Here is a 25,635-nt window from a genome sequence, read left to right as displayed (position 1 = left end):
TCAGATCCTCCCCGGTGTCGAGGTGCTGCCCAGCAGCACCCCGTACACGATGAAACAAGCAGCCATGATGCGCCGCACCCAGATGTTGAAAACCGCACCAAGTGCGGCACGCCCGATACCTGCGCCCAATGCGGTAAAGCCGATGTAGCTAAGCGCTGTCAGTGTAAGAGCGGTGGGCATGATCACCACCATCTGATCCCAGATCGGAACATCCGGCTGCACGAATTGCGAAAAGGCAGCGAGGTAGCCCGCAACGCTTTTGGGGTTGATGGTGGCGATGGCAAACGCACGCCAGTAAATCGAATAGGCGGGGCGTTCGTCCACTTTCACGGGCGTCTTGGCCATGATCCAGCCACGGATACCGAGGTAAACCAGAAAAGCGGCCCCTAGGAATTTCGCTGCATCAAAGGCAAGAGGCGACGCCGTGATGAGAGCAGTGATGCCAAATGCGGACAGCAGCAGAAATAGTGTGGCTTGTGTCAGGATACCCAAGACACCCACCAATGCGCGGCGAAATCCGATCGTCATGCCGTTTGTGATGCAATTCACCGCATTCGGCCCCGGCGTGGTCACGAAGACCACCCAGAATAGCGCGAATATGATCCAAGCCTCAAAGCTCATGACGTTAATACACCGGCGGGGCGATGACCCAGATCGCTACTGCGGGGTCATCGAAAGGGTTGGCCCAGCGAAACGCCTCGCCTCTGATGCGAAAGCTGTCACCGGGGTGGACCTCATGGGTGGTGCCTTTGATCTCGATCTCAAGCCGCCCGGACACGATATATCCCACCTCTTGGGTGGGACGCGATACGGGGTCTTTGATGCGGCTATGGGGCTGGAAGGTCGAATGGACCATTTCGAAGTCGTCCGTCAGGTCCGGCGACAGCAGTTCTTCGACCAGTCCGGCCACCTGTGATCCGATGGGCCGTCGTGTTTGCGCACGCACCACAAACCCCGCTTCGTGCGCAGGTGCGGCCTCATGACGAAACAACATTGAGACGGACACATCAAGCAACGCCGCGAAGGCACGCAAATCGGTGATCGACGGCTCGGAAATGTCACGCTCTACCTGAGACAGCCAACCAACAGAACGACCCAAACCCTCGGCCATATCCGACAGGGTCAATCCACGGCTCTTGCGCAGCGCGCGCAGATCAGCGCCAAGCGTGTGAGGTGAATCCGGCCGGCTGTGCTGCATGATGATTCCGTGAAAATTCTGATCTGAATTTCATCATGAAACGCGTTCGTGAAAAAATCTAGATTTATTTCACGCCTGAAAATGTCGTTTTCAGGATATTTTGCAAGGCATCCGCATCCTTTTGGGAGAAAGCATCAGGCTGGTTACTGTCGATATCGAAAACGGCAATCAACTGATCGTTGCCATCAAAGACCGGCAATACCAGTTCCGACTGCGTCGATGATGCGCAGGCGATATGCCCCGGAAACGCGTCGACATCAGCAACAAGCTGTGTCTCGCCCGTGCGCGCCGCAGCACCGCAAACACCGCGTGAAAATGGGATCACCAGACAGCCATGCCCGCCCTGATATGGCCCGATCTTCAGAAGTTCCGGCGCGACCACCCGATAAAAGCCTGTCCAATCAAAGCGGTCATCGCTGTGATGCACTTCGCAAGCCACGGTTGCCATCAACGCGACGGCGTCTGTCTCTCCCTCGGTCAGGGCTGCAATCGCCTTACCTAATGCGGCGTAGTCTACTGCTGCGACCTCAGACACGTTCAATTGCAATCGCTGTGCCCTCCCCGCCGCCAATGCAGATGGCGGCAACGCCACGCTTCAACCCGCGCTTTTCAAGCGCGTTCAGCAAAGTCACCATGATACGTGCGCCCGATGCGCCGATCGGATGGCCCAGCGCGCAAGCACCGCCATTCACATTCACGATGTCATGGCTCAGGCCCATTTCGTGCATGAACGCCATGGGAACCACGGCAAATGCTTCATTTACTTCCCACAGATCGACGTCTTCCTTTTGCCAGCCGATCCGCTCAAGCAGTTTTTGCGCTGCCGGTACCGGCGCGGTGGTAAACAATCCCGGTGCTTGTGCGTGGCTGGCGTGGCCCAGCACACGCGCGCGGACGTTCAACCCTTGCGCCTGAGCGGCCTCCTCAGACGCCAAAACCAGTGCAGCAGCGCCATCAGAAATCGAAGAGGAATTCGCTGCCGTTACTGTCCCCCCTTCACGAAACGCGGGCTTGAGCGTCGGGATTTTATCTGGCCGTGCATTGCCGGGCTGTTCGTCCGCCGCGATTGTCACGCTGCCCTTGCGTGAGGCAATTTCGACAGCAACGATTTCATCCGCAAAAGCACCGTCGGATTGAGCCTGTGTGGCGCGGGACAGGGACGTAAGCGCATAGGCATCCTGCGCATCGCGTGTAAACTGATAGGTTTCTGCACAGTCTTCGGCAAAGGTGCCCATCAGACGGCCCTTGTCATAGGCGTCTTCAAGACCGTCAAGAAACATGTGGTCAATCACAGCGGTATGACCCAACCGCGCACCACCGCGCATTTTGGGCAGAACATAAGGGGCGTTGGTCATGCTTTCCATTCCGCCTGCTACCATCACATCCGTGTGGCCCAAAGCGATCTGGTCAAAGGCGATCATGGCCGCCTTCATACCTGATCCACACATCTTGTTGAGCGTGGTTGCCGGAACTTCCTCGCCCAATCCGGCGGCAAAACCCGCCTGACGTGCCGGTGCCTGTCCTTGCCCGGCAGGCAATACGCAGCCCATCAGGACTTCTTGCACGACAGCCTTTCCGGCGTTGTCGAGAGCGGCCTTGATCGCGTGACCGCCCAGCGTGGCCGCGGTGACGCCATCAAATGCCCCCTGAAATCCACCCATCGGGGTACGGGCCGCCCCTGCAATTACGACATTACGCATATTCGTCTCCCCTTTGGCAATTGTTGCACACGGCTTGGTAAGGAATTTGCCATACACCGATGCGCGATCAAGCATGTAGAGGTTACTTATGGAAATCGCGGTCAGAAATGAAGCAGATATCTGCATCGTAACCGTACAGGAGCCGCGCATAGATGCCGCCGTGGCGTTGGCCTTTAAAGAAGGCGTGCGAAACGTGACGCAGGATGCGCCTGCACGCGTGATCCTTGATCTGACGCATGTGACCTTTATTGATTCCAGCGGTTTGGGGGCCATCGTGGCCGCAATGAAATTTCTTGCGCCCGAGCGGTCGCTTGTCCTTGCCGGGCTGACACCGGCCGTAGACAAGGTGTTTCGGCTGACGCGTATGGACAGTGTCTTTCCCATATTCATGACGATGGAGGAGGCCCTGAATGCAGCACATGTCTGAAAGCGACCGCAGTGGTCCGCAACGCCCTGCCGGCGTGCCCTTGCCGTTTGACGGATTCGAAGTTGAGGTCACAAGCAGCACATCTGCGGCACGGCAAGCACTGGAAAGGGTACTGGAAGAACTTGAACCCCTGGGCCTGGATTCTGACGAGGTCAACACCGTTGAGCTGGTTCTGGCAGAAGTGCTGAACAATATCGTCGAGCATGCCTACGCCGATACCTCAGGTCCGATCTATATCGGATGCCAGCATGAGAAGAACGGCCTTCATCTTGTTGTGAGAGACAAGGGAGAGGAGATGCCGGACGGGCGAACGCCGCTTGGGCAGATGGAAAGTCTGGAACAAGATGTAAGCGCCCTGCCTGAAGGCGGATTTGGTTGGTTCTTGATCAAAGACCTAGCGAAAGATGTGAAGTACCGCCGCGCTGGTGATGAAAACCAGCTGAATCTGCGCATCGCAGTTGCCTATGGAAGGCCGAATTAAAGCACTGCCGTTTCCACAGAAGGCACCCCTTTTACGACAATTTTAGATCAATGATTGGTGCCGCAATAATGCCCCGATTAACCCCAAAAAGGCCCCAAACGGAGCACACTCGCGCCTTCGTCAAACGTCATACAGTGTCTTGTAGCTGCATATGGCTTCCCTCGGCGCCGCGTTTAATAGCCCCCACCCAGTGCGCGGTGTCGAGGATCTTCCCCTAAAAATCCAGAAGACATCAGCGCGCAAGCGATCAGCAGCCTTTGCCGCCCATCTTGGCATTTGCCAATCTAGTTTAGTTGGAAGTGCAGCGGATAGGAGCCATCCGTAAACGGGCCAAACAAATCCGCGATATCAGGATGGTCCACCGGCTCACCAGAATAGTCCGCCACCAAATTCTGCTCTGACACATAAGCCACGTAGTAGCTTTGGTCATTCTCGGCGAGCAAATGGTAGTAAGGTTGGTCTTTCATCGGTCTGCTGTCTTCCGGGATCGCCTCATACCATTCGTCGGTATTGGCGAATTCAGGGTCCACATCAAAAATCACCCCACGAAAAGGATGTTTCTTGTGCCTTACGACCTGGCCCAGATGATATTTCGCGCGTGTGCGTAGCATAACATTGCAGCCCCTACCTTTCGTTAGTAACGGGTTCAAGGGGCTTTTGTCCAATAATGTAACGATATCGATAGGAAACAGTCTGTTGAACCTTGTGCTGACGGTACTGGAAATTGTGGCCCCTGTCTTTCTGCTGGCGGCAATAGGATTTGGCTGGGTCAAGCTTGGCTTTGAATACCGGCTTGAGTTTGTAACCCGCCTTTCTATGACACTGGCGGTGCCCTGCCTTATCTTCACCGCGCTTGTGAATTCGACGCTGGAACCCTCAGCGATTACCGCTGTTACGCTGGCCAGTCTGGTGGCCTATATCGCCGTGTCCATTGTCACGGTGATCGTGGTCCGCCTGTTTCGACTGCACCAGGGAACATTTGCTGCCCCGCTGATATTCGGCAACACAGGCAATCTGGGGCTTCCCCTGGCGCTGTTTGCATTCGGTGAGGTCGGATTGGAATATGCGGTCGTGGTCTTTGCCGTGATGGCGATCCTGTCGTTCACATTCGGCATCTGGCTGGTGGCCGGAGCGGGGTCATTTGGAAAAGTACTGAAAGAACCGCTGGTCTGGGCCACTGTACTGGGCGGTTTGTTCCTATGGCAGGACTGGTCACTGCCAAGGTTTGCCGACAACACTCTCAGCCTGATTGGACAGATGGCGATCCCCTTGATGTTGATCACGCTGGGTGTGGCTGTCGCACGCCTTTCTCCGGGCGGTGTTGGTCGCGCCATCGTGCTGTCAGCGCTCAAGCTTGTGATCTGTATCGGCTGCGCATGGGTCACTGCAGATTGGTTCATGCTGGACCACGCCGCTTTTGGCATTCTTGTTCTGCAGGTGGCGACACCTGTCGCTGTAACCTCTTATATGCTGGCTGCAAAATACGGGGCCGACGCGGATGCGGTGGCAGGGCTGGTTGTTGTCTCGACCGTGATGTCGATCGGCGCATTGCCGCTGCTTTTGGCCGTGCTTTTGTGAAAATTGTGATGTGAAGCCGCCGCGAATTCGGTTAAACTGCCCCAAAATAAAATAAACGAAAAGCGAGAGGCAGATGAGCAGAACCCTTCGCGCCCTGATATTTGTGATGCTGGTAGCGTCCTGTGGTGGCGGACAATCGTCCGCCCCGCGAGAGCTGGACAATGCCTGCGCCATTCTCAGAGAGCGCCCGCAATACCTTAAGGCATTCCGCAAAGTGGAACGCAAATGGGGCGTGCCGATGCACGTCATGATGGCCACGATCCATCAAGAGAGCAAATTCATCTCGGATGCGCGCACGCCGTTCCGCTATGTCGCGGGTGTGATCCCGATGGGGCGGCAATCCAGTGCGTTCGGATATAGCCAAGCACTTGATGGCACCTGGGAAGAGTACCTGAAGGATCAGAATCGCCGTTCCGCCAAGCGTGACCGGATCAATGATGCGACGGACTTTATGGGCTGGTACATGACGCAAACGCGCGAGCGCAACAATGTGTCGCTGTCGGATGCCCGCAACCAGTATCTTGCCTATCACGAAGGGCACAGCGGGTTTGCAAGACAGACCTACAACCGGAAGTCATGGTTGGTCGGTGTGGCAGGCAAGGTCGAGGCCCGCTCGCAAATGTACCGTGGGCAGATCGCCGGTTGCAGGTTGCGTTGACCTCTAGCGGTTAACGTTTGCACCACTGCCCACGTCGAACAGACTGTTAGGCAGGTTGCCACCCTTCTGCAGATCACCCAGCACGACGGTTGTCTGGCTGCCGTTGCCGTCATTGATGATCCACTGGCGCAGCTCCACCGGATTTCCGGTGAACTTGAGCTGGATGTTTCCATACTGCGGGTTCTGCGGATCCTGTGCGGTTACTACGGTTGCGGTGCCGTCGAAGCTGTGGCCGGTAACCATGTTGGCCGCGCCAAGGTTCACGTTGCGCGCCAGAATAATAGACAGCGGCGTACGCGACAGCGGATAGCTTTCGGATGGTTGGTTGGACTTCTTGTCAAAGATCACAACCGTGTTGCTTCCTGCGACAACCAGCGCGCTTTCAGGTGGGTTGTATTCAAACCGCACCTTCCCGGGACGCTTGATATAGATTGTGCCGGTACTGATCGAACCGTCATCATTGATCTGAGTGAACTCGCCCTTGGCCGTTTGAAGCTTGTTGAGATAAGCGGAGATATGCCCCAGAGGGAGCTTTTGCGCCGCCGCTGCCAGAGGTGTCATTACCGCGAGGCCAACTGCCAGACCAAGTGAAGTGAGGATACGCATATCAATCGCCTTGTGTATTTCGAAGAACATTTCGTTGCTTCAGACATAGGGCTGATGCCTATGATATGCGATATCAAATGCCGGATTTCTCTGGGGGTGCCATGCGTTAGGCGAAAAAACACCGCCGGGAGAGAGTGCCCGGCGGTGGGATGGTGCATCAAAACAAGGGTATTGGAGGTAAGCCTTAGCCCTGTTGTTCCGGCACAAGTATTTCGCGTTTGCCAACGTGGTTCGCAGGAGACACGAGGCCTTGATCCTCCATCTGCTCTACCAACCGTGCGGCTTTGTTATATCCGATAGCAAGTTTGCGCTGGATATAGCTTGTTGAACACTTGCGGTCTTTGATCACGATGGCAACTGCCTGATCGTAGAGCGCGTCTTCGCCATCGGTGTTTCCGCCCAGACCCAGAACTGCATCAATGCTGGCCTCGCTGTCTTCGGCAGGGCCGTCAACAACGCCACCGACATAATCCGGCTCGCCGAATTGCTTGAGGTGGTTCACAATCTCCTCAACCTCTTCGTCGCTGACAAAAGGTCCGTGGCAGCGGGTAATCTTGGCACCGCCCGCCATGTACAGCATATCACCCATGCCCAGCAGCTGTTCGGCCCCCATCTCGCCCAAGATCGTGCGGCTGTCGATTTTCGACGTTACCTGAAACGAGATACGCGTGGGGAAGTTCGCTTTGATCGTGCCGGTGATAACGTCCACGGAGGGACGCTGTGTCGCCATAATGAGGTGGATACCTGATGCACGCGCCATCTGTGCCAGACGCTGGATGCAAGCTTCGATCTCTTTGCCCGCAACCATCATCAGGTCCGCCATTTCGTCAACGATCACGACGATATAGGGCAGCGCCTCTGGTGTGTTCTCTTCTGTCTCGAAAATAGGCTCGCCGGTGTCATCGTCAAAACCGGTTTGAACCGTGCGGCTGAACATCTCACCTTTGGCCAGCGCATCGCGCACACGGCCGTTGTAGCCTTCGATGTTGCGCACGCCCATCTTTGACATCTTGCGATAGCGTTCTTCCATCTCGCCCACGGTCCACTTGAGCGCGACGACCGCCTTTTTCGGGTCGGTCACAACGGGGGACAGCAAATGCGGAATGCCGTCATAAACCGACAGTTCCAGCATCTTGGGGTCAATCATGATCAGGCGACATTCTTCCGGCGTCAGCTTGTAGAGCAGCGACAGGATCATCGTGTTGATCGCCACAGATTTACCGGAGCCCGTGGTACCCGCAATCAGGAGGTGGGGCATCTTGGCAAGGTTCGCGACAACCGGATCACCGCCAATGTCCTTGCCCAAAGCAAGCGGCAGGCGCATGTTGCTGTCGCCGAAATCGCGGGCTGACAGGATTTCGCGTAGGACAACTTTTTCGCGGTTCTCGTTCGGCAGTTCGATACCAATAACGGAGCGGCCGGGCACGGTGGACACACGCGCAGAGAGCGCCGCCATTGAACGCGCGATATCGTCGGCAAGGCCAATCACGCGGCTGGCCTTAAGACCCGGTGCAGGCTCAAGTTCGTACATCGTGACAACGGGGCCGGGACGGACGGCGACGATCTCGCCTTTCACGCCGTAATCATCAAGCACGCTTTCCAGCATCCGCGCATTTTCCTCAAGCGCTTCATCCGACAGGTGAAGGCGCTGGATTTCTTCGGGGTTTTCCAGAAGGTTCAGAGGCGGCAGCTCAAAGCCCGGATGCGTGTCCTCAAAAGTCAGCGCCGGTTGTGCTTCGGCTTTGGCTTGCTTTGACGGCTGCACCACCTTGCGGGCGGGCTGCTGCACAATCTGGCGCGGGGCGGCGACAGGGATTGGCGGGACAACCGGTTCCGGCGCTTGCTGCAGTGGCAAGGTGTCTTCGATCACAGGCTCGTCTACAGGCATCGGGGCAACCGGGATAGGCGCGGATGGAGCTGCCACGACAGGCGAAGGCGCTTGGACAGATGCCGGTTGCGTCGCGGTCAAAGGCGGCTCTGCCCGCAGAGGTGCGGCTTCCGGTTGTGCCGTCAAAGGTGGCTCAGCGCGCGCGGCAGATTGCGGTTGGCTGGTATCCAGCAACAGCGCGTCCGGGCCACGCCCCCGCCCTCTGGTCAACGGCGCGGTCGTCTGTGTGTGCACGGCAGTCGTCGAGCGCACTCGGTTCTTGATCACGTCGGCGATCTTGGATTTGATCCGGTCGTCCCGCGGCGCTTCATCCACTTCAGCGTCGCTATACTGTTCAACAAGTTCCGGTTCGGGCATGGGCTCAGGCCGTTTGATCAGCGCAGGCATCCGCGCCAGAAGGCCTGTTTTGGCCTCGGCAGATTCAGCCGTCATTGCAGGTTCATCTGGCATATGCGCTGGCATCTGCAAAGGCGACTGCGGTTGCATAGCGGGGTTCATCGCCTCGAATGCGGCTTGCTCTTCCGCCTCGATCCGCGACCGTTCGCGGCGGTCAGCGTGACGGGCCTGAATGCCCTGCGCGGCCTGCACAGCACCGGTGGCACCTTTGCCCAATAGGTTCATCAGCATGGCATAGGCCATGATCACGCCGACAATCAGGAACTTCGCAAGGCGCTGCAACTCAACTTTGGTGAAGCCCAGAACAAACGCGCCAAACACAAGGATGGCAATGCCCATCAGCAGCGACATCAGTTTAACCGTGAACGTCGAACCAATAGGCAGCAGTGTCAGAACAGCGCCCATAACGGTATCGCCGAACAGCCCGCCAAGACCGAAACTATGTGTCTGGATCCAGTCCGGTCCGGGGGCAAGGGTCGCCCCGTAGATTGCCCCAAGCGCCACTGCGATGGGCGCGAAAATCAAACGTCCAACAGCGCGTTCCTGCCCGTAGTGCAAAGCAAATCGCGCACCCCAGACCAAAAGCACAATTGCAACGCCCCACGCGCCCCACCCCACGATCATGAACAAAGGAGCCGCGATGGATGCGCCCATGCGCCCCATCCAGTTCTGCACCGGGGCATCTGTCGACATCATCCAGTTGGGGTCTTCTGGGGTGTAGCTGCCAATCATCATCGCGGCCATCACGCCGAGCAGGATCAGCACAAGACCCAGCAATTCCTTGCCGCGTTTTTCGATAGCTTCCGCCATGTTGCTGTCCAACAAGGGATCGCGCCCGCGCGTCTGATATGCCATTACTCTGCTTCCTCGTTCAATTCCGGATAAAGGCAGTCGCGGATCAATTCCAAACCGCGTTCCGCTTCATCCTTTGGGGCGACCAGTGCCACCCGAATATACTTGGTGCCGGGATTTCCCCGGTCTGTGTCCTGTGCGAGGTATCCCCCCGGCAGAACCTTTACGCCTGTCTCGCGCCACAGTTTGACTGCGGCTTCTTCGTCATTTTCAACGGGTAGCCACAAAAAGAACCCTGCATCGGGGCTGACGTAGCCCTCTACATTTCCCAGAATGCGGTCCGCGATCTCATACTTCTCTCGGTACATCTCGCGGCTCTCTTCGACGTGCGCCTCATCATTCCACACGGCCGCGGCGGCCTGCTGCAAAGGCAGCGGCAAAGGTGCGCCTGCGTAGTTGCGCAATTGCTTGATCTCGCGGATCGTATCGGGGCCGGAAGCGACAAAGCCAGAGCGCAAGCCAGGCAGGTTCGACCGTTTGCTAAGCGAGTGAAAGATCACCACGCGGTTGCGATCAGTCCCCAGTTCCTCGGCCATTTGCATCGCCCCGACAGGCGGCGTGTCACGGTAAATCTCGGAATAGCATTCATCGGCGAAGATCTTGAAATCGTACTTTTCTGCCAAGGCGAACAGGCGGGTCCAGTAGTCCTTGTCTGCCACGGCACCCTGCGGGTTGGCCGGAGAGCAGATATAGGCAGCTGTGGTCCGCTTCAGCGTTTCTTCGGGAACGCCATGAAAGTCTGGTAGATGCCCTGTTTCGCTGGTGGCGTTTACCATGACCGGATCAGCACCGCCGGAAATTGCGCCGATCATGTACACCTGATAAAACGGGTTCGGCATCAGAATGGCAGGCTTTTGCCTGTTCTTGGTCTCGGGACATACGGCGATCACGGCATTGTACAGCCCTTCGCGTGTGCCATTGAGCGCCATCACTTCGGTATCAGCGTTCAGGTCGGCACCATACCGCCGCTTGATCCAGCCCGCGATGGCAGTCTTCAACTCGGGGGAGCCGTCATTCGGCGGATAGCTGTTAAATCCGGCCGCATTTTGGGCGATCACGTCCGTAACCCAAGCCGGAAACGCATGTTTCGGCTCGCCTATGGTCATCTGGATCAGCGGCCCGCCGCCCTCGTGCACATCAAGAAGTGCGCGCAGACGCGGCCAAGCATGAGCCGGAAGGTTCGAAAACCGCTCGGGGTACAACATCAAAACTGCCTCGGATCGGGATCATTAACGCCCCGTTTGTCTCAAAGTACCCAAGGCAGGCAGGCGCGTCCAGAAAAACCGGAACGCGTTCAGAGGTTTGTGGCATTTCCGCCAGAGCTAGCGTAGCGCGTCTTCGACTGCTGCCCCCAGTCGCAAAAGCAACTCTTCCATATCTGGTGGGCACATCATCATCAGACCACAAGAAGGCGTGTCCGTGGGCAGGGTCAGCGCACAAAGCCCCATTAGATTGCCGATGCGGGTGTTTCTAAGCGCCAGCAGGTTCTCGGTGAGATAGAATTCGTGATCCTGCTCCAAGCGATCCAGATTTGGCGGTAGAATGGGTGCCGAAGGGACAAGGACGGCGTCATACCCCGCGACCGCCGCATCATAGCGAGCACGCAGAGCATCCAGTTTCGCCCACGACGCCACATAGTCGGCACCTGAATGGTTTTGACCCAGACGAAACCGCATCAGGATTTCTTCGTACATTGCATCTGGGTTCGCTTCGATCACGTCACGCCACAAGCCGTAAGCCTCTGTCGTAAAAAGGCAGGTCGCCAAGGGCATTGCTTCGCTTACCTCGTCGACGTCGATTTCGTCTATGATGGCACCCGCCTCGCGCAGCTTGGCGATCGCAGCGTTGAACGCGTTCAGCGGCTCATCGCGGATATCTTCAAGCGCCACGTTCTTCAGCACTGCAAAGCGCAGTCCCTCCACTTCGGCATTTCTCAAATCGGGGGCCGGGTTTCCTTCCAGTATACCCAGCAAAAGCGCTGCATCCTCGACGGAGCGGCAAAGCGGTCCAATTGTGTCGAACTTCATCGCCAGCGGCACAACCCCCTCAAGAGTTAGCCGACCGGAAGTGGTTTTAAGGCCGACCAGATCATTCCAGGCGGACGGAATACGCACAGAGCCGCCAGTGTCCGTACCGATACCCGCTGCCGCCAGACCAAACGCAACGGAGGCCGCGGCACCGGAAGAGGAGCCGCCAGAAACAGCGCTTTCATCATTCACGCAGGGCGATGTGGCGGTGCTTGGGTTATGACCCAAACCGGAAAACGCGAGCTCGCTCATGTGGGTTTTTCCAAGACAAACCAGCCCTGCCGCCGTTGCGTTGGACAACACAACCGCGTCGCGGTCAGGCACACGCCCGGCAAGCAGCTTTGATCCTGCTTCGGTGATCGTGCCTGCGCTATCAAACAGGTCTTTCCAAGAGACTGGCACCCCATCAAGCAAGGACAGACGATGACCTGACTTTGCACGCTCTGATGCGGCTTTCGCTTCGGCAAGGGCACGGGCATGCGTCACGCGGGCATAAATACGGTCGCGCAAGGGGTGGGCGTCGATGGCATCAAGGTAGGTTTGACACAGGGTCAGGGGATCAATCTCGCCCCGGCCGATGCCGCGCCCCAGATCCGCTGCGGTCATTGTCAGCCAACTTTGCATGTTTGTTCTCCCCAAGAAATTGATCGCCCGACAGGGTTGCGCATGACGGTAGCGACGCTTGCGCACATGGACAATCCCTGCCTTGCGCCCATATGGAGGGGCATGAGTTTTGATACAGATATTGCAATCGTCGGTGGCGGTTTGAATGGCACAGCTCTGGCGCTTGCTTTGGCGCAGGCGGGCCAGCGTGTGACGTTGATAGATGCACAAGGCATCGCCCCGCGTCAGAGTCCCGATTTTGATGGCCGCTCCTACGCGCTGGCACTCGCATCAACACGGTTGTTGGATGGCATCGGTATCTGGCAGGATATTGAGCCGAACGCACAACCGATGCTTGAGATCAAAGTAACGGATGGGCGCGCCGGTGACGGGCCGTCGCCGATGTTCATGCATTTTGATCACGCCGAGATCGAAGAAGGCCCGATGGGCTTTATGGTTGAGGACCGGCACCTGCGGCGTGTCCTGATGGATGCTGTAGCCGCATCGGATCTTGTCACCCAGATGAATGGCGAAAGCGTTGTACGTCAGCATGTCGATGCTGCGGGGATCACTCTGGCCCTTGCAAACGAAGAGACCCTGCGCGCGCGATTGGCCGTTGGTGCGGACGGGCGCGGTACGGGGATGGGTCAACGTGCAGGTATCAAGCGCATAGAATGGGACTATGACCAGACAGCGCTGGTCTGTGCAATTTCGCATGAAAAGCCGCATAATGGTGTGGCGCACCAGTTCTTCATGCCGCCAGGCCCTCTGGCTATCCTTCCGTTGACAGAAAACAGGTCATCCATTGTCTGGAGCGAAAATGCCGCGAATGCAGCTGCGATCAATGCCCTTTCGGACGAGGATTATCTGGGCGTTTTGCGCCCCCGTTTCGGTAGTTTTCTGGGTGAGGTTTCGCTCGCCGGTGCGCGTTACACCTATCCGCTGGGCCTGTCGCTTGCCCATATGATGGTTGCCCCACGCGTGGCGCTTGTTGGTGATGCGGCGCATGGCGTGCATCCGATTGCAGGTCAGGGTCTGAATGCAGGTCTGCGCGATATCGCGGCACTGGCCGAGGTTATCGCAGACGCCGCCCGTCGGGGCGAAGACATTGGATCAGATGCAGCGCTGGCGCGGTATCAGGAATGGCGCAGATTCGACAACGCCGCGTTGGCATTGGCGACAGATAGCTTCAACCGGCTGTTTTCGAATGATAATCCATTGGTTCGCATGGCGCGTGATATTGGAATGGCAGCCGTGAACGCCCTACCCGGCTTGCGCCGAGGATTCATTCGTGAAGCAGCCGGACTAACTGGCGACCTGCCCCGCCTCATGCGGGGCAAGCCCCTTTAGTCAAGCTTACGCGCCTCATCGATCAGCATAACGGGGATCCCGTTACGGATCGGATAGGCCAGTGATGCCGCCTTTGACACAAGTTCCTGCTTGTCCGCATCATAGCTGAGCCTTGTCTGGGTGCGCGGACATACCAACGCCTCCAGCATTCGGCGGTCAAATTGGACAACTGTGTCGTTCATTGCATCATTCCCTCATCCTGCCCGCCCCGCATGGCATACTCGATCAGCGTTACCAACGTCTCACGCCGCGTTTCTAGCGAGGGTGCCTCAAGGAGCGCCTGTTTGTCCTCAGGATCAAGGTCCAGCATCATCGAAAGGGAGTTGATGAGCAACTCATCATCGGCCTCTTTCAACGTGCTCCAGTCAGCAGAAAGGCCACGCGTTTCAAAGTACCGCCCAAGCAGATCAAGGAATGGCTTCCGGTGAAAACCATCATCCCCCTCCTCATCGCCCAAGTCACGTTCGAAACCGTCCCAGCTTACATCGCATTTGCGATACGGGCTGAAACCTTCGACCTCTTTGACCACCCGAAAACGCGATACACCCCCGAGGGTGATCATGTACCGGCCGTCTTCGGTCTCTGAAAACTGGGTGATGCGCCCTGCGCATCCGATGGTGTGCAAGCCCGAACCTTCGCGGCCCGGAATTGCATTTGGCTGTACCATACCGATCAGCCGCGCGTCTGTCTTGAGCGCATCTTCGATCATCTGCAGGTACCGCGGTTCAAAAATATGCAATGGTAGTCGTGAGCGCGGAAGCAAGAGTGCTCCTGCCAACGGAAAAATCGCAATTGTGTCGGGTAGTTCTGTTGGCTTTATCATAGCGAACGATCTAGCGCTGCTGAATGATCAGGCAAATATCATCGAGCTCAATTTGCGTCTTCCATTCAAAACAACGGGATCGTTTGGTTTCAAAGCGTCGAAAATGGTAAAGAGCTGGGTCTTGGCGGCACCTTCATTCCATTCCTTGTCGCGCTTGAAAAGCTCTAGCAGATGGTCAACTGCGCCTTCGGCGTCGTCGTTTGCATAAAGCGCCTGCGCGAGGTCGAAACGCGCCTGTAAATCGTCTGGCGCGTCTTCTACCGCTTGGGTCAGCTCTGCCACTGGACCGGCATCTGCGGCCTGACGGGCAAGCTGCAATTGCGCATGCGCTGCTTCAAGCTCGGGCGCGGTGGAAATTTCAATCGGTGCACCGTTCAACAAGGCTTCGGCCTGATCCAGTTCGCCCATCGCAATATGCGCACGTACCATGCCGCCGTAGGCACCGGCGTGGTTCGGGTCTTCGCCAAGGATTGCCGCAAATGTTTGGGCGGCATCAGATGCAGCCCCTTCCGCCAGCATTTCTTCTGCGGCCTCAATCGCTTCGGCCAGCCCGTCACCCGGCGCTTCGCCACCCGCAGCTTTCACTACACGGTCAACGAATTCTTTGATTTCGGACTGGGGTACGGCACCCTGAAACCCGTCAATCGGCTGACCTTTGTGAAAGGCATAAACCGTCGGGATGGACTGGATTTGCAACTGCCCGGCGATCATCTGCGCCTCGTCCACGTTGACCTTGACCATCTTCACAGCACCCTTGGCTGCTTTGACTGCGTCTTCAAGCTGGGGGCCAAGTGTCTTGCACGGACCACACCAGGGGGCCCAGAAATCCACGATTACCGGGATATCCTGCGAGGCTTCGACCACGTCGGTCATAAAGCTTGCTTCGTCGCTGTCCTTGATCAGATCAGCAGTGTCGGCGCCCGCAGCGCCCATCAGATTCAGTTCCATATCATCATTCCTCGCTTGTCGCGTTTGCCCCTATATGAGGGCTGAGCCTGCGAATTCAAAGGTCAAAGGTGGCAAATACCGGTGCATGATCGCTGGGTTGCTCCCATCCGCGCACGGCACGCCCGATATGACTGGAGTGTGCCGCATTCGAAATGTCAGGTGTTGCCCAGATGTGATCTAATCTGCGGCCTTTGTCAGCAGCGTCCCAATCGGGGGAACGATAGGACCACCAACTATACAGGTTCCCATCCGGAATGTCCTGCCGCGTAATGTCCACCCAACGGCCTGCGTCTTGTGTGGCCCCGAATGCTTCGACCTCCACCGGCGTGTGGCTGACAACCTTGAGCAGCTTTTTGTGATCCCAGACATCATCCTCGCGCGGTGCGATGTTGAGGTCCCCGACAAGGATCGACTTTTCAGGCTTTTCCGCGTGGAACCAATCCCGCATCTCTGCGAGGTAATCCATCTTCTGACCAAATTTCTCGTTTATTGCACGGTCGGGTTTGTCCCCTCCCGCGGGTACATAAAAATTGTGGATGGTTGTGCCATTCTCAAGCCGCGCGGCTACGTGGCGGGCATGTCCAAGGCTTGCAAAATCCTTATCGCCACAATCCTCCAGCGGCAGTTTCGACAGGATCGCCACGCCGTTATAGCCTTTCTGACCGCGTGCCACCATGTGCGTGTAACCAGCGGCAGCAAACCCTTCGAGGGGGATCTTTTCTACCGGGCTTTTGCATTCCTGAAGGCACAGAACATCGGGACCGTGTTCCGCCAGAAGGCGCAGCACCAGCGGTTCGCGCAGTCGGACAGAGTTGATGTTCCAGGTGGCGAGCGTAAAGGGCATATGGAAGGCTCCGCTTTGGTCAGATTTGCGCGCAACCTACCCGCTGCGCACGAGCGCCGCCATGGGCAATTGATAGAGAAAGGCGGGGCCGGCCATCACCCGAGGCAGATGCCAAAAAAAAGCCGGACCCAAAGGTCCGGCCAGTTCAACAGGGAGGTATGTGTCATTACCCGGACACACTCTTCGGGATAAGAACCGAGCGGAAACTCATGAAAAAAGCCGCTCTATGGTATTAACTTCAAACTGCGGGAATGGTTCCCCGCATTATGCCATTAATCTATAGCCTCCAGATTCGGTTACAAGAAGGCAAACGTTTGACGGATCCGGTTCGATTTTCTGGCGCAGTCTGTAAATGTGAGTTTCCAGCGTGTGCGTGGTGACACCCGCGTTGTAACCCCAGACCTCATGCAGCAGTACATCCCGCGGCACGACACCTTCGGTTGAGCGGTAGAGGAACTTCAGAATGTTTGTTTCTTTCTCTGTCAGGCGGATCTTGGTGTCATCCTCACGCACAAGCATCTTCATTGATGGCTTGAAGGTGTACGGGCCAAGCTGGAATACCGCATCTTCTGACTGTTCATGCTGACGCAACTGCGCGCGGATACGGGCCAACAGCACCGGAAACTTGAACGGTTTAGCGACGTAGTCATTTGCCCCTGCGTCCAGACCAAGGATCGTGTCAGCATCTCCGTCATGGCCTGTCAGCATCATAATCGGGCTTTTGACCCCTTGTTTGCGCATCAGACGGCAAAGCTCGCGTCCGTCGGTGTCAGGTAGACCCACATCGAGGATAACGAGGTCATAAAGCGCCTCTTTGGCGCGTGACATAGCATCAGCCCCGTTGCCTGCCTCGAAGACATCGAAATCTTCGGTCATGATCAGCTGCTCGCTCAGCGCCTCGCGCAGATCGTCATCATCATCAACCAGCAGGATCTTCTTGAGCTGTGCCATTGTGGGTTCCTTACTCCGTGTTGGTTTATAGATGAGGGTCATCCCTTGTTGTCACAAGGTGTGACCCTCAAGTTTCACGGCCTCGTGTGCGCGAGGGCTTGAAATGTTTCAATTTGTGTCTGGCTGGCATAGATAAAAGTCCAAGCGCTTGCGGAGTTGTAACAAAATGACCTTTGCCCCCGACATCACCGAACAACTGGCCCGCGCACGGGCCGACCTGCGCATGGGGGTACCTGTGGTGCTCAAGGGACATCCTTCGGCACTGGTCATGGCGGCTGAAACACTGACGGCTGCCCGGTTTGCTGACCTGCTCGCACTTGGTGGTGCGCCGGTTCTGGCGGTGACGGCACGGCGCGCGCAAACGCTGAAAGCGCATGTCTATGACAAGGATCTTGCGCGGTTACTGATCCCCGAGGATGCCACGCCAGCGTGGGTGCAGAGCATCGCCGACCCGGCGGATGACTTGCGTGTGCCGCTCAAGGGGCCGTTTACATGCCAGCGTGACGGCAAAGCGGACCTGCACCGTGCGGCGATACAGCTTGCCAAAGACGCACGGCTCTTGCCTGCGGTACTCGTGCTGGAACTGGCAGACGGTTCTGCCTTTGCAGCGCAGCATTGTTTGACAGAGATTGATCTGCCGACCGCCATGACAGCCCTTCTTCATGCCAGCGAATTACATCCGGTTGTCAGCGCCCGCTTGCCGATGGAGTTTTCGGAAGCTGGCAGGCTTCACATTTTTCGGCCCGAGGACGGTGGCGAGGAACACTATGCTATCGAAATCGGCCGTCCCGATCGGGCCAAGCCCGTGTTGGCACGTCTGCATTCCGCCTGTTTTACCGGCGACGTACTTGGCAGCTTGAAGTGTGATTGCGGGCCGCAGTTGCGCTCCGCGCTTGCGCAGATGGGTGAGGCCGGACAGGGTGTGTTACTCTACCTCAATCAGGAGGGCCGTGGGATCGGGCTGGCCAATAAAATGCGCGCCTATTCGTTGCAGGATCAGGGTTTTGATACCGTTGAGGCCAATCACCGGTTGGGGTTTGAGGATGATGAGCGTGATTTCCGGATCGGCTCTGACATACTGAAATCTATGGGTTTTTCATCCGTGCGGCTGCTAACCAACAATCCCCGCAAGGTCGCGATGATGGAGACCAGCGGCATCAGGGTCGAAGAACGTGTACCGCTGAAGGTAGGCGAGAACGCACATAATCGTGGCTACCTCGCGACCAAAGCAGCGAAGTCGGGCCACCTGTTGTGAGCCACCGCGCCTCCCCTTGGGATATGGTTCTGACACCTACCGGCCTTCGTTTTCGGGGGGATAAATATCCGTGTTCTATCGGTAAGGGCGGCCTGAGCTTGCGCAAGAAAGAAGGCGACGGGGCAACACCGCGTGGCATCCACCGGATTGTGGGGATGTTGTACCGCCCCGACCGCATACCGCCTCCGACAGACTGGGCGCTGCCCATCGGTCGGGGCGATCTGTGGTCTGATGATCCGACGCACGAGGACTACAATATGATGGTCCGTGCCCCCTACCTCTATAGCCATGAAAAGCTGCGTAGGGCTGATCCGCTTTATGATCTGGTGATTCTCACGGACTGGAATTGGCCCTACGCGGTCAAAGGTCGGGGATCCGCCATCTTTATGCACCAGTGGCGGCGGCCGGGGTATCCGACCGAAGGTTGCATCGCGCTCAGCCGGGCGGATCTGCATAGGCTTGCGCCCAAGATCGAACATCGCACAAGGCTAATTGTACCGTAGTTCAGGGTGTTAGCCCGTCGTCGTGCGTTCTCCGAAAATGGCAGAGCCGACACGCACGTGGGTTGCCCCCAGCGCGATCGCCCGTTCGAAATCGCTACTCATCCCCATTGAAAGGCCCTGCAACCCGTTGCGAGCTGCAATTTTCGCCAACAATGCAAAGTGCAAGCTTGGCTCTTCGTCGACTGGCGGGATGCACATCAAACCCTTTACGGGCAAATCCATACCCAGACATTCGGTAATGAAGGCATCAGCGTCTCTGGGCATAACCCCTGCTTTTTGCTCTTCCTCACCGGTGTTCACCTGAATGAACAGCGCAGGGCAGTGCCCGTCTTCTTGCGCTATGCGCGCGATTGTCTTGGCCAGTTTAGGACGGTCGAGCGTATGGATCGCGTCAAACAAGCCCATCGCCTGCCGCGTCTTGTTGCTTTGAAGCGGACCGATCAGGTGCAGATCAACGCCTGCAAAGGATTCGCGGAAGTCTGGCCATTTTCCGGCGGCTTCCTGCACCTTGTTTTCACCAAAAGAGCGATGACCTGCTTCTAGAACAGTTTGGACGCGCGCGTTCGGCTGTACCTTGCTGACGGCGATCAACTTGACGCTGTCAGTATCCCGCCCTGCGTTTTTCGCCGCGGCTTCAATTCGTGCAGTGATGTCTTGCAGGCCCATGTCAGTCCCCTTCTGAATTCATCAGGACGTAACATTGTCACCCCGCAAAAGAAAAGGGGCAGGCCAAAGGCCCACCCCAAATCGTCTTAGGTTTGTTCAACTCAGAAGTCGAAACGAACACCCAAGTCAACCAGTGTCTCGTCACCGACGGAACCGCCTGTGGAAACACCACCGCGGAGCGATGTGCCGCCGCCGAGGCTGTGGTTGAAGTCGATACCGAAGCCGGTTTCGGACCACTGATCAGCGTCCGCAATGTATGCTTCGATGTTTGTCGCTGCGCCAACGTCAAAACGACCGGTCAGAACGATGTGGTCGCCTGCTGTGCCGTTGTCAGCATAGGCCAGTGTCATGTCGACTGGACCGAAGGAACCGGAAACGTATGCCGCCAGCTCTGTGTCTGCCGCGTTGTCGGAGTCCTGTGCACCCAGACCGAAGTCAAAGCCACCAGCTTTGTACGCAACTGTTGCTGCGATACGGTCGTCTGTATCGGAAGCAGAAACGTGTACGGACAGATCGCCAGCGGAGTACATTACTTCAACGCCGTTGTCGCCTGAGTTACCCAGACCGCCGGAGGAGTACGCATCGCCGCGGAAGTTGTACGCGGTGTAGTCGTAGTTGTGGCCTGTCAGACCCAGATCGATTGGGTACATGCCGCGGAATGATTCCAGAGCACCGAAGATGTTACCAACGCCGACTTCCAGACCACCGGAACGTGCGAAGAAACGCGCGCCGTTTGTCATGCCCTGCTGGCCTTCGTTCTGCTGGATACGAACGCGTGCACCGAATGTGACGCCTGCGTCAGATTCTGCTGTCGCGTCGATCTGCAGGCGGAAACGTGAAGTTACGTTTGTCGCGCTGTCGCCTGTGCCATCGTCTGTGATGTGCACGATACCAAAGCGACCATAGCCGCCGAAAGTAACGTCTGCTGCTGCAACGCCGGCGGTCGCAACCAGAGCCGTTGTAGCGAAGAGAACTTTTTTCATGAGTTTTCCCTCGGTTTGAATTCAAATGCCCCGACCGGGGAATCCGGAAAGGGTACGAGGGGTTTTTGCATCCAATGGGCTGTAGTTTGCAAGGAGCCTGAAACGGTTGATGCCAATGGCGCGCGCAATGGTGCAGCTTTGCCACAGTGGCGACAGTGCCCGATAACCCGTTCCGATCACCGGCGATCTGCACAGCCATATGCCAAGGGTGGCACGGACCATACCCTGGCGTAGTCTATTACATATGCCTTGCTCACGCGGCAGAGCTTGGGTAGACCAAGATCAAACAGGCAAAGGAAGTCCGCAATGGCCCTCAAGACCATGAGCAAAATCGTACTGGCCCTTGTGACGGTCGGAGGACTCGCCGCATGTGGTGGACCCAATGTGGTTCCTGACGCCTATACTAATCCTAATAACCCTAACAATATCGAAACCGATCCGAACAACACGATCTGGTCGATTTTCCGCAACAACACAGCGGACACGACAATCGCAGTGAACAAATACCTCTGGACGGCATCGCTGGAAGTGCTGAGCTTTTTGCCGGTTCAGTCGGTCGATCCGTTCACCGGTGTTATTGTAACCGGCTACGGCACACCTCCGGGTGGCGGGCGTGCGTACCGCGCCACTGTGCTGGTTGATGATCCCGCGCTTGACGCCCGTTCCCTGAACGTGGCCCTTCAGACCCGCGGAGGCCGCGCCGTAAGCAAAGCCACCGCGCGAGCCGTTGAAGATGCCATCCTAAGCCGTGCGCGCGAGCTACGCATCGCAGACAACAGGTTCTGAGCCCTTTCCAATTCACGTCTTTCACGCCGGGCCCTGTCACACCAACAGCCCGGCGTTTTCAATTCCAACAAGGTCCGATCACAGATGTCCCGATACTCCCCCGCCGAAATCGAAGCCCGCTGGCAGAGCGCCTGGGAAAAGAACGAAACGTTCAAAGCCGTACGCGATGCTGCAAAGCCGAAATACTATGTGCTTGAGATGTTTCCCTATCCTTCGGGCCGCATCCACATGGGCCATGTGCGCAACTATACGATGGGCGACGTGATCGCGCGCTATAAGATTGCGACCGGCCACAACGTACTGCACCCGATGGGATGGGATGCCTTTGGTATGCCCGCCGAAAACGCCGCGATGGCTATCGGCGGTCACCCCAAGGACTGGACGTACGGCAACATCAAGGACATGCGCGACCAGATGAAGCCGCTGGGCCTGTCTATAGACTGGTCCCGCGAATTCGCCACCTGTGATCCGGAGTACTACGGCCAGCAACAGGCCCTGTTCCTCGATTTTCTCGACGCCGACCTTGTCTATCGCAAGAACGCCATCGTGAACTGGGACCCCGTCGACATGACGGTTCTGGCGAACGAACAGGTAGAGGCCGGTCGCGGCTGGCGCTCTGGTGCCTTGGTAGAACGGCGCGAGCTGACACAATGGTTCTTCAAGATCTCCGAACATTCCGAGGAACTGCTCGACGCGCTCGACAGTCTCGACAACTGGCCGGCCAAGGTAAAACTGATGCAGGCCAACTGGATCGGAAAATCGCGCGGATTGCAGTTTGCCTTTTCAACAGTAGACGCCCCTGATGGTCATGACCGCATAGAAGTGTATACAACGCGACCTGATACGCTGTTGGGTGCGTCCTTTGTTGGTATCTCGCCGGATCATCCGCTGGCCAAGGTGCTTGAAAAGGACAATCCTGAGGTTGCGGCGTTCTGTGCCGAATGCCGCAAAGGCGGCACCACCGAAGAGGCCATCGAGACCGCAGAGAAGCTCGGTTACGATACGGGCATCACAGTGCGTCATCCCTTTGACACGTCGCACGAACTGCCGGTCTATATCGCCAACTTCATCCTGATGGACTACGGCACCGGTGCGATCTTTGGCTGTCCTGCCCATGATGAACGCGACTTCGAGTTTGCGACAAAGTACGATTTGCCGATCATCTCGACCTATCTGCCTTCCGAAGAAAGCGACGACACGCTGAATGAAGCCTATGTGCCAGCGAAGACCGAGAAGGTATTCTACAACCGTGGTTTTGCTGGTGACAAATGGCAGACAGGTAACGAAGCGATTGATGCGGCGATTGCATTTTGCGAATCCAACGGTGTCGGCCAGGGCGTCACCAAGTTTCGCCTGCGCGATTGGGGCCTTTCGCGCCAACGCTACTGGGGGTGTCCGATTCCCGTTGTGCATTGCGATGCCTGCGGTGTTGTACCGGAGAAGAAAGAGAACCTGCCGATTGAATTGCCCTATGACGTAGATTTCGACACGCCGGGCAATCCGCTTGACCGTCATCCGACATGGCGCGACTGCGCCTGCCCGTCTTGTGGTGCCCCCGCCAAGCGCGAAACCGATACAATGGATACCTTCGTCGATTCGTCGTGGTATTTCGCGCGGTTCACCGCGCCGGACGCGGAAACGCCAACCAACATGGAAGACGCCAAATACTGGATGAATGTCGATCAATACATCGGCGGAATCGAGCACGCGATCCTTCACTTGCTTTACTCGCGCTTCTTTGCCCGCGCGATGCAGATCACCGGCCATTTGCCGGAAAGCGCAATCGAACCGTTTGATGCGTTGTTTACCCAAGGCATGGTGACGCACGCGATCTACCAAACGCCCAAGCAGGACGGTCGTCCGACTTATCACTATCCCGAAGAGGTCGAGCTGCGGGATGGTAAGGCCTTCCTCAAGAAAGACGGCAACGAAGTGGAAGTGGTGCCGTCGGCGAAGATGTCGAAGTCCAAAAACAACGTCGTCGACCCGCTCAACATCATTTCGAACTACGGCGCGGACACAGCCCGCTGGTTCGTGCTGTCCGATTCGCCTCCAGAACGCGACGTGGAGTGGACTGCCTCCGGTGCCGAAGCGGCGTTCAAACACCTTGGTCGCGTCTGGAACATCAGCGACCGTATTGGTGCCATGGACAAAGACGCTGCTGGTTCGGGTGATGATGAACTGCTGCGCACGATGCACAAAACCATCCATGATGTTACGATGGGTGTGGAATCCTTCGGCTTCAACGCTGCCATCGCCAAGCTTTATGCTTTCACGGCGGCCTTGCAGAAATCCAAGGCAGGATACGCGGCACAACGTGAAGCCGTGATGACGCTGGCTCAACTGATGTCGCCGATGACACCGCATCTGGCCGAAGATATCTGGACGCAACAGGGTGGCGACGGGATGATCGTGACAGCACCCTGGCCCAAAGCCGATGAGGCGATGCTGGTCGATGACACTGTCACCATGCCCATCCAGATCAACGGCAAACGTCGGGCCGAAATTCAGGTCCCTGCCGATATGGCGAAGGAAGAGGTTGAAAAGATCGCGCTGGCGCATGAAGCTGTGATCCGAACCCTGGACGGTGCCACGCCTAAAAAAGTCATCGTCGTCCCTGGACGGATCGTGAATGTCGTTGCTTAACAGACGCTCTCTTTTGCTTGCTCCGCTGGCGCTTGTCGCCTGCGGGTTTGAGCCTGTGTATGGCCCCGGCGGCACGGGCACTCTCTTGCAGAACCGCGTGCTGGTTGATGCACCGGGCAGTCAGGACAGCTATCTGCTGACCCGCGAGATTGAAGAACGTCTGGGTCGCAGTAATGAACCGGCCTATGCGCTTTCACTGGATCTGCGGCTTTCAACTGCGCAGCTTGCGATTGACCGCGAAGGTGACACCGGCCGTTTCAACCGGGTTGCGAACATCAACTACAGTCTGCGTGATGTGGCGACCGGCCAGATTGTCACCTCCGGCTCTGTCGAGAATTTCGTCGGCTATTCCGCGACGGGTACAACGGTCGAAACACTGGCCGGAGAGCTTGATGCCCAGAAACGTCTGATGGTTATCATGGCCGAGCAAATTGTAAGCCGCCTCTATGCCGCAGATCTGAACACATGAAGCTGTCGCCGCGTGATGCAGACGCCTATTTCAAGCGGCCCGATCCAGCCAAGACCGGCGCGCTGATCTTTGGTGGCGATGCCATGCGCGTGGCGCTTAAACGTCAGGAATTGCTGAAATCACTGCTGGGGGATGGCGCGGAAGAGGAAATGCGACTTACCCGTATTCCCGCCGCCGAACTTCGCCGCGATCCTGCGATGCTTCTGGATGCGATCAAGGCGGTCGGATTCTTTCCCGGCCCGCGTGCAGCCTTTGTTGAAGACGCCAATGACAATGTCGCCAAGATACTCATCGATGCGCTGGCCGATTGGCAGGCAGGTGATGCGCAGATCATTGTCACAGGTGGCGATCTCAAGAAAACCTCTAAGGTCCGCAAAGCGTTCGAGGCACATCCCCAAGCCTATGCCGCTGCAATTTACGACAATCCGCCGGACCGTGCCGAAATTGAGCGGTTATTGTCGGAGGCAGGGCTGACACCTGACCAGAACGCGATGGCTGCGCTCTCCGATCTGGCGCGCACGCTTGATCCCGGTGATTTTCGCCAGACGATCGAAAAGCTGTCGCTTTATAAATTGAATGACCAGAGCGCCCTCAGCACCGATGATATTCTCGCTTGCGCGCCAACATCGACTGAAGCGGACGTCGACGATATTTTACACGTCGTGGCAGAGGCCCGCGCCCGCGAGATCGGGCCGGTGATGAGCAAGCTGCAAGCCCAAGGCGTCACTGCGGTGACCCTTACTATCATGGCAACCCGGCATTTCCGAACTCTCTACCGGATCGCGGCCAACCCCGGTGCCCCGATCTATGGAGTGCGGGACCGCGACAGAGTGCAACGGCAAGCCAAAGCATGGGGCGCGGCCAGTTTGGAAACGGCATTAAGCGTGCTGACCGATACCGACCTGACGTTGCGGTCAGCCGGACAGAACGCGCCCGCACTGGCGCTCGTTGAACGTGCTTTCATCCGTTTGGCGATGCTGGGCGCAAAGCGATAAAA

27 protein-coding genes are annotated in these 25,635 nt (G+C 57.2%); 11 read left to right on the top strand and 16 right to left on the bottom strand.

Annotated features, from left to right (window positions below):
* The 4 genes from Z946_RS0109900 to Z946_RS0109885 form a co-directional block, all read right to left on the bottom strand.
* The gene (locus tag Z946_RS0109900; RefSeq protein ID WP_025055582.1) at positions 1 to 621 is read right to left on the bottom strand and encodes a LysE family translocator; all 621 of its coding nucleotides are present in this window, start codon (positions 619 to 621) and stop codon (positions 1 to 3) included.
* A 4-nt stretch (positions 622 to 625) separates the two neighbouring features.
* Positions 626 to 1,198, bottom strand: coding sequence for a helix-turn-helix domain-containing protein (locus Z946_RS0109895; RefSeq protein WP_025055581.1), 573 nt, complete (start codon positions 1,196 to 1,198; stop codon positions 626 to 628).
* Positions 1,199 to 1,262: 64 nt separating this feature from the next.
* Positions 1,263 to 1,733 carry a GAF domain-containing protein gene (locus Z946_RS0109890; protein ID WP_037969600.1) on the bottom strand — a complete coding sequence of 157 codons (471 nt, stop codon included), beginning with the start codon at positions 1,731 to 1,733 and terminating at the stop codon, positions 1,263 to 1,265.
* Positions 1,726 to 2,898, bottom strand: a complete 1,173-nt coding sequence (locus tag Z946_RS0109885; protein WP_025055579.1) for a thiolase family protein — start codon at positions 2,896 to 2,898, stop codon at positions 1,726 to 1,728. The genes Z946_RS0109890 and Z946_RS0109885 overlap by 8 nt, the downstream gene beginning before the upstream one ends.
* Before the next feature lie 88 nt (positions 2,899 to 2,986).
* Here Z946_RS0109885 and Z946_RS0109880 point away from each other — a divergent pair, with 88 nt between their 5' ends.
* Both Z946_RS0109880 and Z946_RS0109875 read left to right on the top strand, forming a co-directional pair.
* On the top strand, positions 2,987 to 3,325 hold the full coding sequence (locus tag Z946_RS0109880; protein WP_025055578.1) for an STAS domain-containing protein: 339 nt from the start codon (positions 2,987 to 2,989) through the stop codon (positions 3,323 to 3,325).
* A complete protein-coding gene (locus Z946_RS0109875) occupies positions 3,309 to 3,806 on the top strand; it encodes an ATP-binding protein (protein WP_025055577.1) in 498 nt (165 codons plus the stop codon). Before Z946_RS0109880 ends, Z946_RS0109875 begins: the two co-directional genes overlap by 17 nt.
* Before the next feature lie 284 nt (positions 3,807 to 4,090).
* Here Z946_RS0109875 and hspQ read toward each other — a convergent pair whose 3' ends face one another.
* The gene (gene hspQ, locus Z946_RS0109870) at positions 4,091 to 4,417 is read right to left on the bottom strand and encodes a heat shock protein HspQ (RefSeq protein ID WP_025055576.1); all 327 of its coding nucleotides are present in this window, start codon (positions 4,415 to 4,417) and stop codon (positions 4,091 to 4,093) included.
* Positions 4,418 to 4,502: 85 nt separating this feature from the next.
* Between hspQ and Z946_RS0109865 the strand changes: the two genes are divergently transcribed.
* Positions 4,503 to 5,384: an AEC family transporter gene (locus tag Z946_RS0109865; protein ID WP_025055575.1), complete on the top strand. Its 882-nt coding sequence runs from the start codon at positions 4,503 to 4,505 to the stop codon at positions 5,382 to 5,384.
* A 73-nt stretch (positions 5,385 to 5,457) separates the two neighbouring features.
* Entirely contained in the window at positions 5,458 to 6,042 is a 585-nt protein-coding gene (locus Z946_RS0109860) for a transglycosylase SLT domain-containing protein (protein WP_025055574.1), read from the top strand.
* Positions 6,043 to 6,045: 3 nt separating this feature from the next.
* Here Z946_RS0109860 and Z946_RS0109855 read toward each other — a convergent pair whose 3' ends face one another.
* From Z946_RS0109855 to Z946_RS0109840, 4 genes are all read right to left on the bottom strand, one after another.
* Entirely contained in the window at positions 6,046 to 6,648 is a 603-nt protein-coding gene (locus Z946_RS0109855) for a LolA family protein (RefSeq protein WP_025055573.1), read from the bottom strand.
* Between the two features lie 184 nt (positions 6,649 to 6,832).
* A complete protein-coding gene (locus Z946_RS0109850; RefSeq protein ID WP_025055572.1) occupies positions 6,833 to 9,787 on the bottom strand; it encodes a DNA translocase FtsK in 2,955 nt (984 codons plus the stop codon).
* Positions 9,787 to 10,989, bottom strand: coding sequence for an aminotransferase class I/II-fold pyridoxal phosphate-dependent enzyme (locus Z946_RS0109845; RefSeq protein WP_037969156.1), 1,203 nt, complete (start codon positions 10,987 to 10,989; stop codon positions 9,787 to 9,789). Before Z946_RS0109845 ends, Z946_RS0109850 begins: the two co-directional genes overlap by 1 nt.
* A 117-nt stretch (positions 10,990 to 11,106) precedes the next feature.
* Positions 11,107 to 12,435 (bottom strand): amidase, encoded by a 1,329-nt coding sequence (locus Z946_RS0109840; RefSeq protein ID WP_025055570.1) that lies wholly within the window; start codon positions 12,433 to 12,435, stop codon positions 11,107 to 11,109.
* 102 nt (positions 12,436 to 12,537) lie between these two features.
* On the opposite strand from Z946_RS0109840, the gene Z946_RS0109835 reads away from it, so the two are divergent.
* A complete protein-coding gene (locus tag Z946_RS0109835) occupies positions 12,538 to 13,764 on the top strand; it encodes an FAD-dependent oxidoreductase (protein ID WP_174416553.1) in 1,227 nt (408 codons plus the stop codon).
* Here Z946_RS0109835 and Z946_RS0109830 read toward each other — a convergent pair.
* From Z946_RS0109830 to Z946_RS0109810, 5 genes are all read right to left on the bottom strand, one after another.
* A complete protein-coding gene (locus Z946_RS0109830; protein WP_025055568.1) occupies positions 13,761 to 13,946 on the bottom strand; it encodes a Trm112 family protein in 186 nt (61 codons plus the stop codon). The two genes, Z946_RS0109835 and Z946_RS0109830, sit on opposite strands and share 4 nt — an antisense overlap.
* Positions 13,943 to 14,587, bottom strand: coding sequence for an LON peptidase substrate-binding domain-containing protein (locus Z946_RS0109825; protein WP_025055567.1), 645 nt, complete (start codon positions 14,585 to 14,587; stop codon positions 13,943 to 13,945). Before Z946_RS0109825 ends, Z946_RS0109830 begins: the two co-directional genes overlap by 4 nt.
* A gap of 27 nt (positions 14,588 to 14,614) precedes the next feature.
* Positions 14,615 to 15,535 (bottom strand): thioredoxin, encoded by a 921-nt coding sequence (gene trxA / locus Z946_RS0109820; protein ID WP_025055566.1) that lies wholly within the window; start codon positions 15,533 to 15,535, stop codon positions 14,615 to 14,617.
* Between the two features lie 55 nt (positions 15,536 to 15,590).
* Positions 15,591 to 16,379: an exodeoxyribonuclease III gene (locus tag Z946_RS0109815; protein WP_025055565.1), complete on the bottom strand. Its 789-nt coding sequence runs from the start codon at positions 16,377 to 16,379 to the stop codon at positions 15,591 to 15,593.
* Positions 16,380 to 16,643: 264 nt separating this feature from the next.
* Entirely contained in the window at positions 16,644 to 17,330 is a 687-nt protein-coding gene (locus tag Z946_RS0109810) for a response regulator transcription factor (RefSeq protein WP_025055564.1), read from the bottom strand.
* Between the two features lie 166 nt (positions 17,331 to 17,496).
* Here Z946_RS0109810 and ribA point away from each other — a divergent pair, with 166 nt between their 5' ends.
* Both ribA and Z946_RS0109800 read left to right on the top strand, forming a co-directional pair.
* Positions 17,497 to 18,585 (top strand): GTP cyclohydrolase II, encoded by a 1,089-nt coding sequence (ribA, locus tag Z946_RS0109805; protein ID WP_025055563.1) that lies wholly within the window; start codon positions 17,497 to 17,499, stop codon positions 18,583 to 18,585.
* 23 nt (positions 18,586 to 18,608) lie between these two features.
* The gene (locus Z946_RS0109800; RefSeq protein WP_037969594.1) at positions 18,609 to 19,088 is read left to right on the top strand and encodes a L,D-transpeptidase family protein; all 480 of its coding nucleotides are present in this window, start codon (positions 18,609 to 18,611) and stop codon (positions 19,086 to 19,088) included.
* Between the two features lie 9 nt (positions 19,089 to 19,097).
* On the opposite strand, the gene Z946_RS0109795 is transcribed toward Z946_RS0109800, so the two are convergent.
* Together Z946_RS0109795 and Z946_RS0109790 are read right to left on the bottom strand one after the other, a co-directional pair.
* Entirely contained in the window at positions 19,098 to 19,754 is a 657-nt protein-coding gene (locus Z946_RS0109795; RefSeq protein ID WP_025055561.1) for a YggS family pyridoxal phosphate-dependent enzyme, read from the bottom strand.
* Between the two features lie 101 nt (positions 19,755 to 19,855).
* Complete coding sequence (locus Z946_RS0109790; RefSeq protein ID WP_025055560.1) at positions 19,856 to 20,737, bottom strand: porin; 882 nt, start codon at positions 20,735 to 20,737, stop codon at positions 19,856 to 19,858.
* Positions 20,738 to 21,043: 306 nt separating this feature from the next.
* On the opposite strand from Z946_RS0109790, the gene Z946_RS0109785 reads away from it, so the two are divergent.
* The 4 genes from Z946_RS0109785 (at position 21,044) to holA (ending at position 25,633) form a co-directional block, all read left to right on the top strand.
* Complete coding sequence (locus Z946_RS0109785; protein ID WP_025055559.1) at positions 21,044 to 21,523, top strand: DUF3576 domain-containing protein; 480 nt, start codon at positions 21,044 to 21,046, stop codon at positions 21,521 to 21,523.
* Positions 21,524 to 21,607: 84 nt separating this feature from the next.
* Positions 21,608 to 24,169, top strand: a complete 2,562-nt coding sequence (gene leuS / locus Z946_RS0109780) for a leucine--tRNA ligase (RefSeq protein WP_025055558.1) — start codon at positions 21,608 to 21,610, stop codon at positions 24,167 to 24,169.
* The gene (gene lptE / locus Z946_RS0109775) at positions 24,156 to 24,638 is read left to right on the top strand and encodes an LPS assembly lipoprotein LptE (RefSeq protein ID WP_025055557.1); all 483 of its coding nucleotides are present in this window, start codon (positions 24,156 to 24,158) and stop codon (positions 24,636 to 24,638) included. Before leuS ends, lptE begins: the two co-directional genes overlap by 14 nt.
* The gene (holA, locus tag Z946_RS0109770) at positions 24,635 to 25,633 is read left to right on the top strand and encodes a DNA polymerase III subunit delta (protein ID WP_025055556.1); all 999 of its coding nucleotides are present in this window, start codon (positions 24,635 to 24,637) and stop codon (positions 25,631 to 25,633) included. The genes lptE and holA overlap by 4 nt, the downstream gene beginning before the upstream one ends.
* Positions 25,634 to 25,635 lie beyond the last annotated feature (2 nt).

The organism is Sulfitobacter noctilucicola, from assembly GCF_000622385.1.
Taxonomy (GTDB): domain Bacteria; phylum Pseudomonadota; class Alphaproteobacteria; order Rhodobacterales; family Rhodobacteraceae; genus Sulfitobacter; species Sulfitobacter noctilucicola.
Note: the sequence above shows the minus strand (reverse complement) of the source record. Positions and strands in the feature narration are given on the sequence as shown.

Excerpts from the sequence above, each read along its gene's own strand:
- Z946_RS0109885 (WP_025055579.1), bottom strand. The coding sequence starts at position 2,898 with ATGCGTAATGTCGTAATTGCAGGGGCGGCCCGTACCCCGATGGGTGGA.
- Z946_RS0109850 (WP_025055572.1), bottom strand. The coding sequence starts at position 9,787 with ATGGCATATCAGACGCGCGGGCGCGATCCCTTGTTGGACAGCAACATG.
- holA (WP_025055556.1), top strand. The coding sequence starts at position 24,635 with ATGAAGCTGTCGCCGCGTGATGCAGACGCCTATTTCAAGCGGCCCGAT.
- Z946_RS0109840 (WP_025055570.1), bottom strand. The coding sequence starts at position 12,435 with ATGCAAAGTTGGCTGACAATGACCGCAGCGGATCTGGGGCGCGGCATC.
- Z946_RS0109790 (WP_025055560.1), bottom strand. The coding sequence starts at position 20,737 with ATGAAAAAAGTTCTCTTCGCTACAACGGCTCTGGTTGCGACCGCCGGC.
- lptE (WP_025055557.1), top strand. The coding sequence starts at position 24,156 with ATGTCGTTGCTTAACAGACGCTCTCTTTTGCTTGCTCCGCTGGCGCTT.
- Z946_RS0109880 (WP_025055578.1), top strand. The coding sequence starts at position 2,987 with ATGGAAATCGCGGTCAGAAATGAAGCAGATATCTGCATCGTAACCGTA.
- Z946_RS0109815 (WP_025055565.1), bottom strand. The coding sequence starts at position 16,379 with ATGCCCTTTACGCTCGCCACCTGGAACATCAACTCTGTCCGACTGCGC.
- Z946_RS0109855 (WP_025055573.1), bottom strand. The coding sequence starts at position 6,648 with ATGCGTATCCTCACTTCACTTGGTCTGGCAGTTGGCCTCGCGGTAATG.
- Z946_RS0109830 (WP_025055568.1), bottom strand. The coding sequence starts at position 13,946 with ATGAACGACACAGTTGTCCAATTTGACCGCCGAATGCTGGAGGCGTTG.
- Z946_RS0109825 (WP_025055567.1), bottom strand. The coding sequence starts at position 14,587 with ATGATAAAGCCAACAGAACTACCCGACACAATTGCGATTTTTCCGTTG.
- Z946_RS0109900 (WP_025055582.1), bottom strand. The coding sequence starts at position 621 with ATGAGCTTTGAGGCTTGGATCATATTCGCGCTATTCTGGGTGGTCTTC.
- Z946_RS0109795 (WP_025055561.1), bottom strand. The coding sequence starts at position 19,754 with ATGGGCCTGCAAGACATCACTGCACGAATTGAAGCCGCGGCGAAAAAC.
- Z946_RS0109875 (WP_025055577.1), top strand. The coding sequence starts at position 3,309 with ATGCAGCACATGTCTGAAAGCGACCGCAGTGGTCCGCAACGCCCTGCC.
- leuS (WP_025055558.1), top strand. The coding sequence starts at position 21,608 with ATGTCCCGATACTCCCCCGCCGAAATCGAAGCCCGCTGGCAGAGCGCC.
- hspQ (WP_025055576.1), bottom strand. The coding sequence starts at position 4,417 with ATGCTACGCACACGCGCGAAATATCATCTGGGCCAGGTCGTAAGGCAC.
- Z946_RS0109895 (WP_025055581.1), bottom strand. The coding sequence starts at position 1,198 with ATGCAGCACAGCCGGCCGGATTCACCTCACACGCTTGGCGCTGATCTG.
- ribA (WP_025055563.1), top strand. The coding sequence starts at position 17,497 with ATGACCTTTGCCCCCGACATCACCGAACAACTGGCCCGCGCACGGGCC.
- Z946_RS0109785 (WP_025055559.1), top strand. The coding sequence starts at position 21,044 with ATGGCCCTCAAGACCATGAGCAAAATCGTACTGGCCCTTGTGACGGTC.
- trxA (WP_025055566.1), bottom strand. The coding sequence starts at position 15,535 with ATGGAACTGAATCTGATGGGCGCTGCGGGCGCCGACACTGCTGATCTG.
- Z946_RS0109845 (WP_037969156.1), bottom strand. The coding sequence starts at position 10,989 with ATGTTGTACCCCGAGCGGTTTTCGAACCTTCCGGCTCATGCTTGGCCG.
- Z946_RS0109835 (WP_174416553.1), top strand. The coding sequence starts at position 12,538 with ATGAGTTTTGATACAGATATTGCAATCGTCGGTGGCGGTTTGAATGGC.
- Z946_RS0109810 (WP_025055564.1), bottom strand. The coding sequence starts at position 17,330 with ATGGCACAGCTCAAGAAGATCCTGCTGGTTGATGATGATGACGATCTG.
- Z946_RS0109800 (WP_037969594.1), top strand. The coding sequence starts at position 18,609 with ATGGTTCTGACACCTACCGGCCTTCGTTTTCGGGGGGATAAATATCCG.
- Z946_RS0109860 (WP_025055574.1), top strand. The coding sequence starts at position 5,458 with ATGAGCAGAACCCTTCGCGCCCTGATATTTGTGATGCTGGTAGCGTCC.